General features: G+C 48.0%; 9 protein-coding genes and 2 rRNA genes. 1 reads left to right on the top strand and 10 read right to left on the bottom strand.

What is annotated here, in order from left to right; genetic code table 11:
- Positions 1–42 precede the first annotated feature (42 nt).
- From RS891_RS00055 to gyrA, 4 genes are all read right to left on the bottom strand, one after another.
- A 23S ribosomal RNA gene (locus RS891_RS00055) occupies positions 43–2968 on the bottom strand.
- Between the two features lie 307 nt (positions 2969–3275).
- Positions 3276–4827: ribosomal RNA gene (locus RS891_RS00050) — 16S ribosomal RNA — on the bottom strand.
- The 16S and 23S rRNA genes sit together here, the layout of an rRNA operon.
- A gap of 532 nt (positions 4828–5359) precedes the next feature.
- Entirely contained in the window at positions 5360–6478 is a 1119-nt protein-coding gene (locus RS891_RS00045; protein WP_315794129.1) for an HD-GYP domain-containing protein, read from the bottom strand.
- Positions 6479–6694: 216 nt separating this feature from the next.
- Positions 6695–9250 (bottom strand): DNA gyrase subunit A, encoded by a 2556-nt coding sequence (gyrA, locus tag RS891_RS00040; RefSeq protein WP_113053325.1) that lies wholly within the window; start codon positions 9248–9250, stop codon positions 6695–6697.
- Between the two features lie 426 nt (positions 9251–9676).
- On the opposite strand from gyrA, the gene RS891_RS00035 reads away from it, so the two are divergent.
- The gene (locus RS891_RS00035; protein WP_315794128.1) at positions 9677–10603 is read left to right on the top strand and encodes a YheC/YheD family protein; all 927 of its coding nucleotides are present in this window, start codon (positions 9677–9679) and stop codon (positions 10601–10603) included.
- A gap of 88 nt (positions 10604–10691) precedes the next feature.
- Here the strand turns inward: RS891_RS00035 and gyrB are convergent, their stop codons facing one another.
- From gyrB to dnaA, 6 genes are all read right to left on the bottom strand, one after another.
- Positions 10692–12602: a DNA topoisomerase (ATP-hydrolyzing) subunit B gene (gyrB, locus tag RS891_RS00030; protein WP_076287169.1), complete on the bottom strand. Its 1911-nt coding sequence runs from the start codon at positions 12600–12602 to the stop codon at positions 10692–10694.
- A 146-nt stretch (positions 12603–12748) separates the two neighbouring features.
- Positions 12749–12997 carry an extracellular matrix regulator RemB gene (gene remB, locus RS891_RS00025; RefSeq protein WP_017691405.1) on the bottom strand — a complete coding sequence of 83 codons (249 nt, stop codon included), beginning with the start codon at positions 12995–12997 and terminating at the stop codon, positions 12749–12751.
- Between the two features lie 13 nt (positions 12998–13010).
- Complete coding sequence (recF, locus tag RS891_RS00020; RefSeq protein ID WP_063567394.1) at positions 13011–14123, bottom strand: DNA replication/repair protein RecF; 1113 nt, start codon at positions 14121–14123, stop codon at positions 13011–13013.
- A gap of 57 nt (positions 14124–14180) precedes the next feature.
- The gene (yaaA, locus tag RS891_RS00015; protein WP_024629511.1) at positions 14181–14396 is read right to left on the bottom strand and encodes a S4 domain-containing protein YaaA; all 216 of its coding nucleotides are present in this window, start codon (positions 14394–14396) and stop codon (positions 14181–14183) included.
- A 16-nt stretch (positions 14397–14412) separates the two neighbouring features.
- The gene (gene dnaN / locus RS891_RS00010) at positions 14413–15555 is read right to left on the bottom strand and encodes a DNA polymerase III subunit beta (RefSeq protein WP_079696977.1); all 1143 of its coding nucleotides are present in this window, start codon (positions 15553–15555) and stop codon (positions 14413–14415) included.
- Between the two features lie 221 nt (positions 15556–15776).
- Positions 15777–17123, bottom strand: a complete 1347-nt coding sequence (dnaA, locus tag RS891_RS00005; protein ID WP_024629513.1) for a chromosomal replication initiator protein DnaA — start codon at positions 17121–17123, stop codon at positions 15777–15779.

Raw genomic sequence — 17123 nt, 5'->3', positions numbered from 1 at the left:
AACTAGATCCGAAACGAAATTTGCGATTCATAACCTGCATATTTGGATAAGCCCTCGACCGATTAGTACTGGTCAGCTCCATGCATTACTGCACTTCCACCCCCAGCCTATCTACCTCGTCGTCTTCAAGGGGTCTTACATACTGGGAAATCTCATCTTGAGGGGGGCTTCACGCTTAGATGCTTTCAGCGCTTATCCCGTCCGTACATAGCTACCCAGCGGTGCTCCTGGCGGAACAACTGGTACACCAGCGGTACGTCCATCCCGGTCCTCTCGTACTAAGGACAGCTCCTCTCAAATTTCCTACGCCCACGACAGATAGGGACCGAACTGTCTCACGACGTTCTGAACCCAGCTCGCGTACCGCTTTAATGGGCGAACAGCCCAACCCTTGGGACCTACTTCAGCCCCAGGATGCGATGAGCCGACATCGAGGTGCCAAACCTCCCCGTCGATGTGGACTCTTGGGGGAGATAAGCCTGTTATCCCCAGGGTAGCTTTTATCCGTTGAGCGATGGCCCTTCCATGCGGTACCACCGGATCACTAAGCCCGACTTTCGTCCCTGCTCGACTTGTAGGTCTCGCAGTCAAGCTCCCTTATGCCTTTGCACTCTTCGAATGATTTCCAACCATTCTGAGGGAACCTTTGGGCGCCTCCGTTACTCTTTAGGAGGCGACCGCCCCAGTCAAACTGCCCACCTGACACTGTCCCCGCACCGGATTACGGTACCAGGTTAGAACCTAGATACGATCAGGGTGGTATCCCAACGGTGCCTCCACGCAAGCTGGCGCTCACGTTTCAAAGGCTCCCACCTATCCTGTACAGATCGTACCCAAATTCAATATCAAGCTGCAGTAAAGCTCCATGGGGTCTTTCCGTCTTGTCGCGGGTAACCTGCATCTTCACAGGTATTAAAATTTCACCGGATCTCTCGTTGAGACAGCGCCCAAGTCGTTACGCCATTCGTGCGGGTCAGAATTTACCTGACAAGGAATTTCGCTACCTTAGGACCGTTATAGTTACGGCCGCCGTTTACTGGGGCTTCGGTTCACAGCTTCGGATTGCTCCTAACCGCTCCCCTTAACCTTCCAGCACCGGGCAGGCGTCAGCCCGTATACTTCGCCTTACGGCTTCGCACAGACCTGTGTTTTTGCTAAACAGTCGCTTGGGCCTTTTCACTGCGGCCCCCTCGTGCTATTCACACTACCGGGGCACCCCTTCTCCCGAAGTTACGGGGTCATTTTGCCGAGTTCCTTAACGAGAGTTCTTCCGCGCGCCTTAGAATTCTCTTCTCGCCTACCTGTGTCGGTTTGCGGTACGGGCACCATCACCTGGCTAGAGGCTTTTCTTGGCAGTGTGAGATCATGACCTTCGCTACTATAATTTTCGCTCCCCATTACAGCCCAGCCTTACGATGTGCGGATTTGCCTACACATCAGCCTCACTGCTTAGACGGACATCCATCAGTCCGCGTCACTACCCTGCTGCGTCCCCCCATTGCTCATAACGGCTTACGGTGGTACAGGAATTTCGACCTGTTGTCCTTCGACTACGCCTTTCGGCCTCGCCTTAGGTCCCGACTTACCCTGAGCGGACGAGCCTTCCTCAGGAACCCTTAGGCTTTCGGCGGATCAGATTCTCACTGATCTTTTCGTTACTCATACCGGCATTCTCACTTGTATAATGTCCAGCGCTCCTTACGGTACACCTTCAACCCTTATACAACGCTCCCCTACCCCTGATGCAAAGCATCAAGCCATAGCTTCGGTGGTGTGTTTAGCCCCGTTACATTTTCGGCGCAGAGTCACTCGACCAGTGAGCTATTACGCACTCTTTCAATGGTGGCTGCTTCTAAGCCAACATCCTGGTTGTCTGTGCAACTCCACATCCTTTCCCACTTAACACACACTTGGGGACCTTAGCTGATGGTCTGGGCTGTTTCCCTTTTGACAATGGATCTTAGCACTCACTGTCTGACTCCCGGAAGTAAGTCTATGGCATTCGGAGTTTGACTGAGCTTGGTAACCCTTGCGGGCCCCGCACCCAATCAGTGCTCTACCTCCACGACTCTGTTTTCCGAGGCTAGCCCTAAAGCTATTTCGGGGAGAACCAGCTATCTCCGAGTTCGATTGGAATTTCTCCGCTACCCCCACCTCATCCCCGCACTTTTCAACGTGCGTGGGTTCGGGCCTCCAGTGCGTGTTACCGCACCTTCACCCTGGACAGGGGTAGATCACCCGGTTTCGGGTCTACGTCCACGTACTATGTCGCCCTATTCAGACTCGCTTTCGCTGCGGCTCCGGCTCTTCACCTTAACCTTGCACGGGAACGTAACTCGCCGGTTCATTCTACAAAAGGCACGCCATCACCCCTAAAACGGGCTCTGACTTTTTGTAAGCACACGGTTTCAGGTTCTATTTCACTCCCCTTCCGGGGTGCTTTTCACCTTTCCCTCACGGTACTGCTTCACTATCGGTCGCTAGGAAGTATTTAGCCTTGGCAGATGGTCCTGCCGGATTCATACGGGGTTTCACGTGCCCCGCACTACTCGGGATACATCTCGGAGAGAACAGACTTTCAACTACAGGGCTTTTACCTTCTTTGGCGGGCCTTTCCAGACCTCTTCGTTTAACCGGTTCCTTTGTAACTCCATGTGAGATGTCCCACAACCCCAAAGAGCAAGCTCTCTGGTTTGGGCTTCTCCGCGTTCGCTCGCCGCTACTGACGGAATCACTATTGTTTTCTCTTCCTCAGGGTACTTAGATGTTTCAGTTCCCCTGGTATGCCTCTACATAACCTATGTATTCAGTTATGAGTAACTGGAAATTACCCCAGCTGGGTTTCCCCATTCGGACACCCCCGGATCAAAGCTTGCTTACAGCTCCCCGAGGCAGTTTCGTTGTTCGCCACGTCCTTCATCGGCTCCTAGCGCCTAGGCATCCTCCGTGTGCTCTTAGTAGCTTAACCATAATTGCTCCGGTTTCGACTGCTCACTTCCCTTGTTTTGCTTACGCAAAGCCAAAAGTCGCTCCCATTCGATACCATCGCAATGCAGTTTTCACTATTTATTGAAACTTGTTTACACAAGTTCAGCTTAAAAAGGAATGTTCTAAATCGCAAAATTTCGTTTCGATATCTAGTTTTCAAAGAACAAGCTCCATGCAAAAGCAAGCTGTTTGAGAGTTTGAGCTCTCAAAACTGAGCAACGAGTGAGTAAGTTTTGCAGCTAAGCTGCGTATTTGAATGTTTCCACGCGGGAAACGATTCTCCATAGAAAGGAGGTGATCCAGCCGCACCTTCCGATACGGCTACCTTGTTACGACTTCACCCCAATCATCTATCCCACCTTCGGCGGCTGGCTCCTTGCGGTTACCCCACCGACTTCGGGTGTTATAAACTCTCGTGGTGTGACGGGCGGTGTGTACAAGACCCGGGAACGTATTCACCGCGGCATGCTGATCCGCGATTACTAGCAATTCCGACTTCATGCAGGCGAGTTGCAGCCTGCAATCCGAACTGAGACCGGCTTTTTAGGATTCGTTCCACCTCGCGGCTTCACAGCCCGTTGTACCGGCCATTGTAGTACGTGTGTAGCCCAGGTCATAAGGGGCATGATGATTTGACGTCATCCCCACCTTCCTCCGGTTTGTCACCGGCAGTCACCTTAGAGTGCCCACCCGAAGTGCTGGCAACTAAGATCAAGGGTTGCGCTCGTTGCGGGACTTAACCCAACATCTCACGACACGAGCTGACGACAACCATGCACCACCTGTCTCCTCTGTCCCGAAGGAAAGATACATCTCTGTACCGATCAGAGGGATGTCAAGACCTGGTAAGGTTCTTCGCGTTGCTTCGAATTAAACCACATACTCCACTGCTTGTGCGGGTCCCCGTCAATTCCTTTGAGTTTCAGTCTTGCGACCGTACTCCCCAGGCGGAGTGCTTAATGTGTTAACTTCGGCACCAAGGGTATCGAAACCCCTAACACCTAGCACTCATCGTTTACGGCGTGGACTACCAGGGTATCTAATCCTGTTTGCTCCCCACGCTTTCGCGCCTCAGCGTCAGTTACAGCCCAGAGAGTCGCCTTCGCCACTGGTGTTCCTCCACATATCTACGCATTTCACCGCTACACGTGGAATTCCACTCTCCTCTTCTGCACTCAAGTCACCCAGTTTCCAGTGCGATCCGGGGTTGAGCCCCGGGATTAAACACCAGACTTAAATGACCGCCTGCGCGCGCTTTACGCCCAATAATTCCGGACAACGCTTGCCCCCTACGTATTACCGCGGCTGCTGGCACGTAGTTAGCCGGGGCTTTCTTCTCAGGTACCGTCACCTTGAGAGCAGTTACTCTCCCAAGCGTTCTTCCCTGGCAACAGAGCTTTACGATCCGAAAACCTTCATCACTCACGCGGCATTGCTCCGTCAGGCTTTCGCCCATTGCGGAAGATTCCCTACTGCTGCCTCCCGTAGGAGTCTGGGCCGTGTCTCAGTCCCAGTGTGGCCGATCACCCTCTCAGGTCGGCTACGCATCGTCGCCTTGGTGAGCCGTTACCCCACCAACTAGCTAATGCGCCGCAGGCCCATCCCCAAGTGACAGATTGCTCCGTCTTTCCAGTTCTCTTCAGGAGAAGAAAACAACTATTCGGTATTAGCTACCGTTTCCGGTAGTTGTCCCAAGCTTGAGGGCAGGTTGCCTACGTGTTACTCACCCGTCCGCCGCTAACCATCAGAGAAGCAAGCTTCTCTTCAAGTCCGCTCGACTTGCATGTATTAGGCATGCCGCCAGCGTTCGTCCTGAGCCAGGATCAAACTCTCCAATAAAGTATTGAAAAGAGCGATAAGCTCATTTTGAAACTGACGAGATTAAAAATCTCATTTATGCTTCGAAATCATACAGTCCGAAGACTTGTACCGATTTCTCAGCGTCGATCTTGCAAGCAAGATCGTTACTCACTCGTTGTTCAGTTTTCAAAGATCAAACTTGTTTCATTGCTGTGTGTTGTTCACCTCAGCAACTTTTATATCTTATCACATCCGAACCAACTTTGCAAGCTCTTTTTTTAAGTTTCTTTCGAAGCTTATTTCATTCGCTTGCCGCACCGTGTTTCTCGTGTTTTCTTGGCCGGAATTAGAATATACCATGTACAGTTTTGGAATGCAAGCTTTATTTTAAATAAAGTTATTTCTTTCTACACACTCTCTAATATACTGAGCATCTATACGTTACATTGTTTAATTCATAAGAATATCTATTCACCTATACAGCTATTCTCATACTCTACACTAAGTTAAATATAAAAAAGCCTCTCCATTCGGAAAGGCCCTGTTCTTATATTATGAAGTGAAGATTGAACTAGCCAATGACTTCCTGGATATATAGCTGCCTTTGCTGCATTAGATTGATGATTGTTCCCTCTACAGATACCATCGGCCGTGTAGGATGGTCCCTATCTGAAAATATAATCTCACCCATTTGATTATTGCTGAGCTTCACTCGGATACCGTTATGGATCTGTGTGGAGCGCTGGACGAATACATTCACGATGGTAGGATCCAATTTGCCAAAAGCCTCACTCTGTATTTGTTCAAGTACCAAGTACGGTGACTGCGCCTTGCGATAGATCTTCTCCAGAGTCATGGCGTGGAAGATATCAGCGATAGCTACAATCTTGGCGTAGATATGAATCTGCGTACCGCTGAGCTGAAGCGGGTAACCCGAACCATCCACTTTTTCATGATGCTGCAATGCTGCGAGTCTAGCCCCCTCATTGATGGCCTTCGCCTGCTTCAGTACCTGATAACCATATTTCGTATGCTGTCGGATCTCCTCCTGCTCTGAAGCAGTTAACGTTGAGGGTTTATGGAGGATCTGTGGGTCTACTTTGTTATTACCAATATCATGGAACAATCCCGCAAAAGCTACCTGCATCCAGTCTTTGGACGGCAGATCCATCCACTGGGCCAATTGATAGGACGTAATCGCACTTAATACGGCATGATGATACACATAATCATGTTCCTGCATAACTCGTGGACTGAAGGTAAGCACATTATACTGTTTAAGATGAACAAACAATGCTTCCAACTGTGTACGCAACTCATATACAGGTAATTCAGCCGCCAAGGAGGATAGGAAAGCATTTTTGGTGAGTCCCACCATCTTTTCATACTCTTCATGCAGAGACGGTACAGCGGGTGCTGAGACTGCGCTGCTGCCTCTCCCTGAGCGTTCTCCGTTCTTCTCATTAGCTGCATGGACCGAAGAGGCGGATGAAGCCTTAGAACCTGAGCTGCTTGTCCCTGTTCTTTCTTGCTCGATGTCCACTTGATGAATCATAAAGGCTCTGAGTACTTCCACATCTTTGGGCAGAATGACTTTGCCCTTTTGAAACAGAACATTGCCACGAAGTGTTTGTACGTCATTTCCCAGTTTAAGTCCTGGTTTGACTTCAGACAGGGTGATTAATCCCATGTTTATTCCCCTCACTCATCGTTCTTCTATAATGATATCAAGACCATAGTCCCGGTTTTTCACGTTAATTCCCATTATATTACTCAAAAATCAGGCTGTACATCCCAGATTTCGAGGAGAAAGGTCATGGGCTATGAAAATAACAAAGGGCCCCCATATGGGAGCCCTCCAATTTCATTGCAATCATGAAATGATTTTCGTTATAGAAAAATGATTCTATGCTTCCGAACCTGAATCATCGCCCTCAACATCAGCATCGGATACCGATCCCTCATCCAGAGTGGACTCTGGACCTTCAGAATCAGCGGCTTCTGCACCTTCAAGCAATTCTTCGTCTTCTGGTTCTTCTTCATTCTTGTCAATTCGGCTGACGGTAGCTACAGCATCTTCATCACGAATATGAATCAGCTTCACGCCTTGAGTGTATCGACCCATCGTGGATATGCCTTCCATACTCATCCGGATTAACGTACCGCTGGAAGTGATGATCATCAGATCCTCTTCCGTCTTAACCATTTTCAGACTGACTACCGCACCGTTCTTATCTGTGACGTTAATGGTTTTAATCCCTTTACCGCCACGAGTCTGCATCCGATAATCGCTGACAGGCGTACGTTTACCGTAACCTTTGGCTGTAACAATCAGAACATCCAGTTCCTGATCTACAACGTCCATACCGATTACAACATCCTGCTCATCCAATGTAATCCCTTTAACCCCGGTTGCACTCCGTCCCATGGAACGAACATTTCCTTCCGAGAATCGGATGGACATCCCGTGAGCTGTACCCATAATGATTTCTTGCTGTCCGTCTGTCAGCTTAACATCAATTAGGGCATCATCATCACGCAGGGAGATCCCGATCAGACCGCCTTTGCGAATATTCGTATAATCCTCAAGTGGTGTCTTCTTCACAACCCCTTGGCGGGTAGCAAAGAACAGATACTTGTCACTCTCGAATTCCTGAACTGGAATCACGGCATTGACCGATTCACCCTGTTCGATCTGAATCAGGTTAATAATCGGCGTTCCCCGTGCTGTACGTCCAAGCTCTGGAATCTCATAAGCTTTGAGACGGTACACTTTACCTTTGTCGGTAAAGAACATGAGGTAATTGTGAGAGTTGGTCACAAACAGATGCTCAACAAAGTCGGTATCTTTGGTGTCCATTCCCACAACCCCACGTCCGCCACGCTTCTGACTGCGGTATGTCGATACCGGCAGACGTTTCACATAGCCTGTATGGGTAATGGTGATGATAACCTCTTCACGCGGAATCAGATCCTCGTCCAGAATGCTCTCTTCACCTACCGTGATTTCGGTACGACGATCATCGCTGAAGCGATCACGGATTTCTTGCAGCTCCGTGCTGATAATTTCGAGTACCAGGTGCTCGTTGGCCAAAATTTCACGATATTCCTTAATTTTGACCATCAGTTCGTTATACTCATTTTCGATCCGCTCGCGTTCCAGACCTGTCAGGCGTTGCAGACGCATATCGAGGATAGCTTGAGCCTGATCATGACTGAGTGAGAATCGCTCGATCAGACCTTCTCTGGCTGCATCTGTATTGCTGGATGAACGAATCAACGCAATAATTTCGTCGATATGATCCAGCGCGATACGCAAGCCTTCCAGAATGTGCGCGCGTGCTTCTGCTTTTTTCAGTTCGAACTGTGTACGTCTACGTATAACCTCAATCTGATGCTGCAAGTAGTGATACAACACTTCACGCAGATTCAAAATCTTAGGCTCTTTATTTACAATCGCCAGCATGTTAATCCCAAAGGTAGACTGCATCGCAGTATGCTTGTACAAGTTGTTCAGCACCACACCTGGGTTCACGTCTCTGCGAAGTTCAATTACGATCCGCATACCGTTACGGTCAGACTCATCACGGAGATCCGTAATACCATCAATCTTTTTATCACGTACCAACTCAGCAATTTTCTCAACGAGTCTTGCCTTGTTCACCTGATAAGGAAGTTCCGTAACGATAATCCGTGCTTTGTTGTTGTTTTCTTCGATGTTGGTTTTGGCCCGCATCGTTACTGAACCACGTCCGGTTTGATACGCCTGGCGAATTCCAGAGCGTCCCAAAATATAACCGGAAGTTGGGAAGTCTGGCCCGTGAATATAATCCATCAATTCCATGGAAGTGATGTCTGGATTTTTGATCATAGCCTGTACGCCGTCAATGACCTCTCCCAAGTTATGAGGAGGAATGTTGGTCGCCATACCTACGGCAATCCCGCCGACACCATTGACAAGCAAGTTAGGGAAACGAGCTGGCAGAACGATAGGTTCACTTTCTTCACCGTCATAGTTCGGCTGGAAGTCAATCGTATCCTTGTTGATGTCTCTGAGCATTTCCATCGCAATCTTGGACAACCGGGCTTCCGTATAACGCATGGCTGCTGCCATATCGCCATCCACCGATCCAAAGTTACCATGTCCATCTACGTGCATGTAGCGCAGGGAGAAGTCCTGTGCCATCCGTACCATCGTTTCGTATACGGCAGAGTCACCGTGTGGGTGATACTTACCGATAACTTCGCCGACGATTCTGGCTGATTTTTTATGTGGTTTATCGGGTGTCATGCCTAGCTCGGACATTGCGTACAGAATACGCCGGTGAACCGGCTTCAATCCGTCACGCACGTCAGGTAAGGCACGGCTCACAATAATGCTCATCGCATAATCCATAAACGATTCACGCATCTCGACGCCAATATCCCGATCTTTAATCTGCGAGTTCATTTCTTCCGCCATGCTGGACCTCCTTCTTGTCCTTCAACAAACATTCCATTCAATCATTCAAAAATTAATTATATGTGAAGAGCCTAACAAGGCTAAAACCGCACAAGGACGCTACTCTTTATTATATTACTTTCACAAAAGGTAAACAATTAAACGTCCGCTGGGCAATAGCCTTTCTTCCGGGAACTTTAGAGAGTCTGGGGGTTCGCCCTGCCTTCCTCCCCATTTGCACATACAATGCTAGAAAAAGCGGCAATTGTACTGTGTATATTCAGGCTTAGACCGTTCCCGTTCTACGATCAAACTACATCTGTGCAACAAAACCGCACAAAACGCCATATTTCTCTATTATACCACTGAAATCATCTCTTGTCCTTTGATTTCTCCGCGTCTGCCACTCTTATAAACCCCATTAAAACACGAAAGGACTGATGGCTCTTGAGCATCCAGCGTGTCTCTAGCAAATGGACCAAGACAGCTGTGTTACAACGCAGCCGTAATGTGAATGGATATATACCAGTAACACGACAATATAATCGCCAGACCCTGGAACGGATGACTGAATTATTCGAGACAAACTATATCAAACCGGATCGGGGGACTTACGGCAATGGCGTCATGCGGGTAAAAACCATCCGTATAAACCCTCACTCGATTGCCGATGATAACACATCGGCAATCGCGGTTGATCCACTCTCCCCATCCGAAGCTGAAGTCGGTGCAGAGATCTCTGCTGAAGTCCCCCTGACAACGTATGAACTTCGATATGGGACGGAGGAAAAACACTTCCATTCCCTCGATGAGCTGGATCTGGCACTCACTGAACGTATCCAGAATCGCGACTACATCATTCAGCAAGGTATTCCGTTGATGAAACATGAGGGATTACCTTTCGACCTGCGGGTACTGACCCAGAAAAATCTACATCGCAACTGGGAAACGACAGGTATCCTGGGAAGAGTTGCTGCACCGGGCAAGATCATTACCAACATTCATGGCGGCGGACGACTGGCCACCTTTAATGAGTTGGTACGCCCTCATTTTGATCAGGATCGGTTCCAGCAACTACGCAGTGAGCTATATCGTTTAGGCATTCATACCGCGGTACAGTTGCAGAGGTCATTTCCAAGACTCAAAGAGATTGGTATCGACATCGCACTGGATGAAGATGGACGGCCATGGATTATTGAAGTCAATACATTGCCAGGTATCTATGCTTTTGGCCTACTGCCTGATAAGGAAACGTACCGAAAGATCAAGCGTTATGCGAGAGCGTACGGCAGGTCACCCTCCAAAAAAGGGAAAACATCTCGTACTTCCCCCAAAGTTCAGGCCTCCTCTGCCAAGAGCCGCACACACCGATAACAGGCACTCCAGAGTCCAACCTAAAATCTCTATGCTATAACCCCATAATGTAAAAGAGGCGCCCTCGCAGGCGCCTCTTCGAATATCGTTAGATGTCGAGGTTTTTCACGTATTTTGCATTTTCCTGAATAAAGTCACGACGAGGTTCAACATTATCTCCCATCAGGGTGTCGAACATCGCATCGGCCAGCATCGCATCGCTGATCGATACTTGAAGCATGGTCCGGCTTTCAGGATCCATCGTCGTTTCCCACAATTGTCCGGCATTCATCTCGCCAAGACCTTTATAACGCTGAATATTGAATTTGGCATTCTCACCGAGAGTTGCGATAATTTCATCGCGTTCCTTCTCGGAACCAGCATAACGAATCACTTTATTGCGCTCAATCTTAAACAATGGCGGTTGGGCAATGTATACATAACCAGCCTCGATGATTTTGCGCATATAGCGATAGAGGAATGTCAGAAGCAATGTCCGAATGTGAGCACCATCGACGTCGGCATCGGTCATCAAAATGATTTTGTGATAACGTGCTTTGGCAATATCGAAGTCATCACCAATTCCAGTACCCATTGCGGTAATAATTGCTCTGATCTCCGCATTGCCCAAGATCCGGTCAAGACGTGCTTTTTCCACGTTCAGAATCTTACCACGCAGTGGCAAAATCGCTTGGAAATGACGATCTCGTCCTTGCTTCGCTGATCCACCGGCGGAGTCACCTTCGACGATATACAATTCGCTGATTGAAGCATCCTTGGATGAACAGTCGGCCAATTTACCTGGCAAAGAGCTGACTTCGAGTGCACCTTTACGACGCGTAAGTTCACGTGCTTTACGAGCTGCTTCACGTGCACGGGCAGCTTGCAGTCCTTTTTCCAAAATGCGACGGGATACGGAAGGATTTTCTTCCAGGAATTCCTGCAGCTTCTCAGCAAACAGAGATTCGACAATTCCTCGCACTTCACTGTTACCCAGTTTGGTCTTCGTCTGTCCCTCAAATTGCGGTTCAGGGATCTTGACCGAGATAATCGCTGTTAGACCTTCACGTACATCATCCCCGGACAGGTTACCTGTGCTGTCTTTAATTACGCCCGCTTTGCGCGCATAATCATTGATAATCCGGGTAAGGGCACTTTTGAATCCGGATTCGTGCGTTCCACCCTCATGTGTGTTGATGTTGTTCGCAAAAGAGTAAATATTCTCGGTGTAGCTGTCATTGTATTGCAATGCAACTTCAACCTGAATGTTGTCTCTTGATCCTTCTACATAAATCGGGTTTTCGTGCAGCACTTCACGCTTCTGGTTCAGGAAGGAGACATACTCGATAATACCGCCCTCATACAGGAAAGAGTTAGTTACACCTGTACGTTCATCGGTTAAAGTCATACCAATTCCCTTGTTCAGAAATGCGAGCTCACGAATACGAGTCAGCAAAGTTTCATAGTCATAAACTCTTGTTTCCGTGAAAATCTCCGGATCCGGATGGAACGTAACCGTTGTTCCCGTTTCCTCCGTTGTACCGATCGTTTTCAGATCATACTGCGGAGCACCGCGACGATATTCCTGTTGATACACATGGCCGTCAACCTTAACTGTAACAACAACTTTAGCTGATAGAGCATTGACGACAGATACACCTACACCATGAAGACCACCGGATACTTTGTACCCGCCACCGCCAAATTTACCGCCCGCATGCAGAACAGTCATTACAACCTCAAGCGCAGGGCGTTTCATTTTGGCATGTTCGCCGACAGGAATCCCTCGCCCGTTATCGACTACAGTGACGCTGTTATCTTCATGAATAGTAACTTCGATATGATCACAATAACCTGCGAGCGCTTCGTCAATACTGTTGTCCACTACTTCCCAAACGAGATGATGCAGACCTTTGGCACTGGTGGAACCAATATACATCCCCGGTCGTTTACGTACGGCTTCCAGCCCTTCAAGTACCTGAATTTCATCTGCACCATATGACGGTTGATTCATAGACATGCCTTTCACCTACTTCTATAGATTCAATATCGTAAATATGCGTTAACTAAGAATGCATGCTGAAGTGAACATATTCCCTTAATTCCAGTAAGCAATCTAAATAAAGACAAGCAGCAAAAGGTACAATAACTCGTACCGCCGATAGGCTAGAGATCAGGAAAAATGTGAGCTCGCTTCTTGAGCGTAGCTGAGGAAATAGGCGAGTAGTACACAATGTTTTTGGTCACGACAATGGACTTGGCTTCCTCTTCACCAATATGCTCCACTGTTTTTTCCTGCTCGGCATGCGTGACATACTGCTTGGAAATTTTTGAGGATTTTTCAATCGATATATCAAAAATAGCGACCAATTCGGAAGATCGGATAATCTTCTCACCGCCCAGATGAATGTACATAAGCCCTCACTCCTTAGCGTTCAACCTGTCCGGCATGAACGTGATAAATACTGGCATCTTTAAGTTTGTCAACGTTCAGACTCTCGATGCCGGTAGCCGTAATAAAGGTTTGCACCTTGCTCTGGAACGTCTCGATCAGCTGCGTTTGACGGAAAGGATCCAGTTCAGACAGTACATCGTCTAGCAGCAGGACCGGATATTCTCCGATTTCTTCATGAATCAGTTCAATTTCCGCAAGTTTAAGGGACAACGCCGTTGTGCGCTGCTGCCCCTGCGAGCCATACGTTTGTACTTCCCGATCGTTAATGAAAAAGGACAGGTCATCCCGATGCGGCCCACTAAGCGTTGTGCCTCGGCGAATCTCCTGCTCTTTCATTTGTGATAATTTTATCATAAATTGGTCCATTAAGACAGCTTCATCTTCCTCAGCGGCTTCGCTGAAGGAAGGAAGGTAGGCCAGACGCAGGACTTCTCCGCCTCCGGTGATGCCCTGATGAATCGTTTCAGCCCACTTTTGAAGTTTCTTTATGAATTGTTTCCTTTTTTTGACGATTTTAACACCATGCTCCACCAGTTGTTCATTCCACACCTCAAGCATAGTCTGGGCTGAAGCGCTCTGCCCCCATAATTGCTTGAGCAGATTGTTACGCTGAACGAGCACTTTTTGATATTGCTGCAGATGATACAGGTAGCCTGGAGCCACCTGGCCAATCTCCATGTCAAGAAACCGGCGGCGGACCCCAGGTGTGCCTTTGACAATCTCAAGATCTTCCGGTGCAAACATCACCACATTAAGTGCTCCGACAAAATCACTCAGCTTGCGCTGTTCCAGTCCGTTGATCTTTGCTTTTTTGCCTTGTTGCGACAAAGATAGCTCGAGCTTGACTGATCCGTACTTTTTGTCGACCTCTGCTGCAAGCCTCGCACGTTCTTCACCGAAACGAATCAGTTCCTTGTCGCGGGATGTACGGTGGCTCTTGGTGAGTGCAAGCACAAAAATGGCTTCTGCAAGGTTGGTCTTGCCTTGGGCATTTTGCCCGATCAAAAGATTCACAGGACCAAAAGAATCCAGTCTCAGATGTTCATAATTGCGGAATTGCTGCAGATCTATGCTGTTTACAAACACGCGGTAACCTCCCTTTTATCCCGTCCGTCAGGAGGCAGCAGGATCTAACTGGTCTTCTTATTGTGCGACAACTTCGAACGAACCTTCTCCGTCCACCTCAACGATATCCCCAGGGTATAACTTGCGTCCCCGGCGTTCCTCAGGCTCTTTATTCACACGTACAAGTCCGTCCTGAAGCAGTGCTTTGGCCATGCCTCCGGTTGGGATGCAATCGGCCAGTTTCAAAAATTGGTCGAGCTTAATATATTCCGTACGAATCGCTACTTGGTTCACTATGATCTTCCTCTCGTTAGTTGGTCGTCCGGTAAGGCAATATGACGTACAAGCTGTGACTGTCGTCCAGCGGTTTCAGGATGATCGGGCTCATGACACCAGTAAAAGCAATCATCAGCTGCTCACTCTCCACCACTTTCAGTACATCCAGCATATATTTGGAGTTGAACGAGATTTTCAGCGGTTCGCCGTTAAAGTCTGCAGGTTCGATTTCTTCTCTTACTTTCCCCAGCTCGGAAGAGCTTGATGAAATTTCGATTGATCCAGAATCCATCGTCTGCATCCGCACAATATTTGTTTTTTCTTCACGCGACAGCAAATAAGCCCGGTCGATCGATTCGCTTAATTTTTTTGTATCCAAAACAAGTTCTGTTTTGTACGAAGTCGGAATAATTCTAGAAGTATCCGGATAAGTTCCGTCCAAAATGCGCGAATAGAACAGAACACGGTCGATTTTGAACAAAACCTGGTTGTCAGCGACAACGATATCCACAAGTGTATTTTGATCGGGCACGATTTTGCTGAGTTCGTTCAGCGTTTTGCCCGAGATCACCACATTGTTGAATCGCACACCTTCTGCATTATCCAGCATTGCTGAACGAGTAGCAAGACGGTGACGGTCAGTTGCCACAAATTTCAGTTCATTGTCGCCCAAACTCCAGAGTACACCTGTCAGAATTGGTGTAGTTTCATGTGTGGAAATGGAGAATACGGTTTGTTTGATCATGTTTTTGAGCAAATCTCCTGGAATGGAGACGGTTTGGTTCTCTTCGATGCTTGGCAATACTGGGAATTCTTCCGGATCAAGACCAACCAGTTGAATTTCGGTAGCTCCTGCGGAGATAAAGGTGTTGAAGTTTTCTTTTACCTCCATGTGCACTTCTTGTGAAGGCAGCTTTTTGATGATCTCGACAAAAAACTTGGCTGGCAGTACAACACTGCCTGGTTGCTCCACCTGAACAACACTTTTATCTCCATCTTCAAGCGGGATAAAGGATTGAATTGAGATATCGGTGTCACTTGCTGTCAACGTCACACCTTGATGATTAACGTCGAATTTGATACCGCTCAGAATTGGGATCGTCGTACGGCTTGAGATGGCTTTGGATACTTGCTGGATGGATTCGTTCAAGTAGCTTTTCATTATGCTGATTTTCATGGTTTCACTCCTAGCGGGTTTTTTGGGTGTTGAGGTGTTGAAATCGGTTTTTCAAAAGGCCGGAGGCCAAGCTTCAAAATCGCTTATTTGGAGATGATATCTTTTAGATCTTTATAGTAATAATAGTAATAGGGGCACTGAATATGTGGATAAGTGGGTATAAACCCATAAGCCCAAGCCTATCCACATGTGTATACGTTGTGCACAGGCTTGGGACTTATTCAGGTTGGATTCTTGATTTTTTCGGTTAAGTTGTTGATAACTTTATAGAGATCCTGATCGACTTTAATCGCCTGGGAGATCTTTTCGTGCGCATGGATGACGGTGGTATGATCTCGCCCTCCGAATGCTTCACCGATTTTGGGCAGAGAAAAGTCTGTAAGTTCACGAGAGAGATACATGGCAATCTGTCTTGGGAACGCAACGGCTTTGGTTCGTTTCCGTGCTTTGAAATCTTCAAGCTTAAGGCTGTAATACTCGCCGACCTTTTGTTGGATGTCGTGAATAGTGATCATTTTTGGACGACTGGAAGGAATAATATCCTTCAGTGCTTCAGCTGCTAGATGAGTGGTTACATCTTGATTAGTCAGCGAAGAGTAGGCAACAACCCGAATCAGGGCGCCTTCCAGTTCACGAATATTGGTATCAATCTGGTTGGCGATGTACATCATCGCCTCATTCGGAATATCCAGGTTTTCCGCACGAGCTTTTTTACGTAAAATCGCAATCCGTGTCTCCAGATCTGGAGGCTGGATGTCCGTAATTAACCCCCATTCAAAACGGGAACGAAGCCGTTCTTCTAGGGTTGGAATTTCCTTCGGCGGTCTGTCGCTGGAGATGATGATCTGTTTCCGTTCCTCATGCAGCGCATTAAACGTATGGAAAAATTCCTCTTGCGTCGATTCTTTTCCAGCCAAGAACTGAATATCATCAATGAGCAGAATATCGACACTACGGTACTTGTTACGGAAGCTCTCCCCGCGGTTATCACGGATGGAGTTAATGAATTCATTCGTGAATTTCTCAGATGACAAATAAACAACTTTGCTGCCCGGATCATGCTCCAGGACGTAATGTCCGATCGCATGCATCAAGTGAGTTTTGCCGAGACCTACTCCTCCATAGAGAAACAGAGGATTGTATGCTTTGGCGGGCGCTTCAGCGACCGCCAGCGATGCGGCGTGGGCAAAACGGTTGCCCGGCCCAATGACAAATGTATCGAATGTATATTTTGGATTCAGCATGCTGAGTACCGCTTCTTCCTGAACAACTGTAGGCGTTGGCGCTGGCAGTTGAGGGTCCGGTTCAGCAGGCTTGTTCTCCTCGATGACAAATTTAACATCGACCTGTTTGCCAAGCAGCTCATATACCGTCGATCCGACCAGCTTGGTGTAACGGCTCTCCAGCCATTCGACAGCAAACGTGGTTGGTGCGGATATGACGATCGAACGATCGTTCAGCTTGGTAGCTTTGGTTGCTTTGAACCAAGTGTCAAAGCTGGGTTTGCTGAGCTTGTTTTGTATGATTGATAAAATTTGCTGCCATAAATCAGAAGTATGGCTGTCCAC

The sequence above is a fragment of the Paenibacillus sp. BIC5C1 genome (assembly GCF_032399705.1).
GTDB classification, from domain to species: domain Bacteria; phylum Bacillota; class Bacilli; order Paenibacillales; family Paenibacillaceae; genus Paenibacillus; species Paenibacillus taichungensis_A.
The sequence above is the reverse complement of the archived record's forward strand: the minus strand, read 5'-3'. Positions and strand labels throughout refer to the sequence as shown.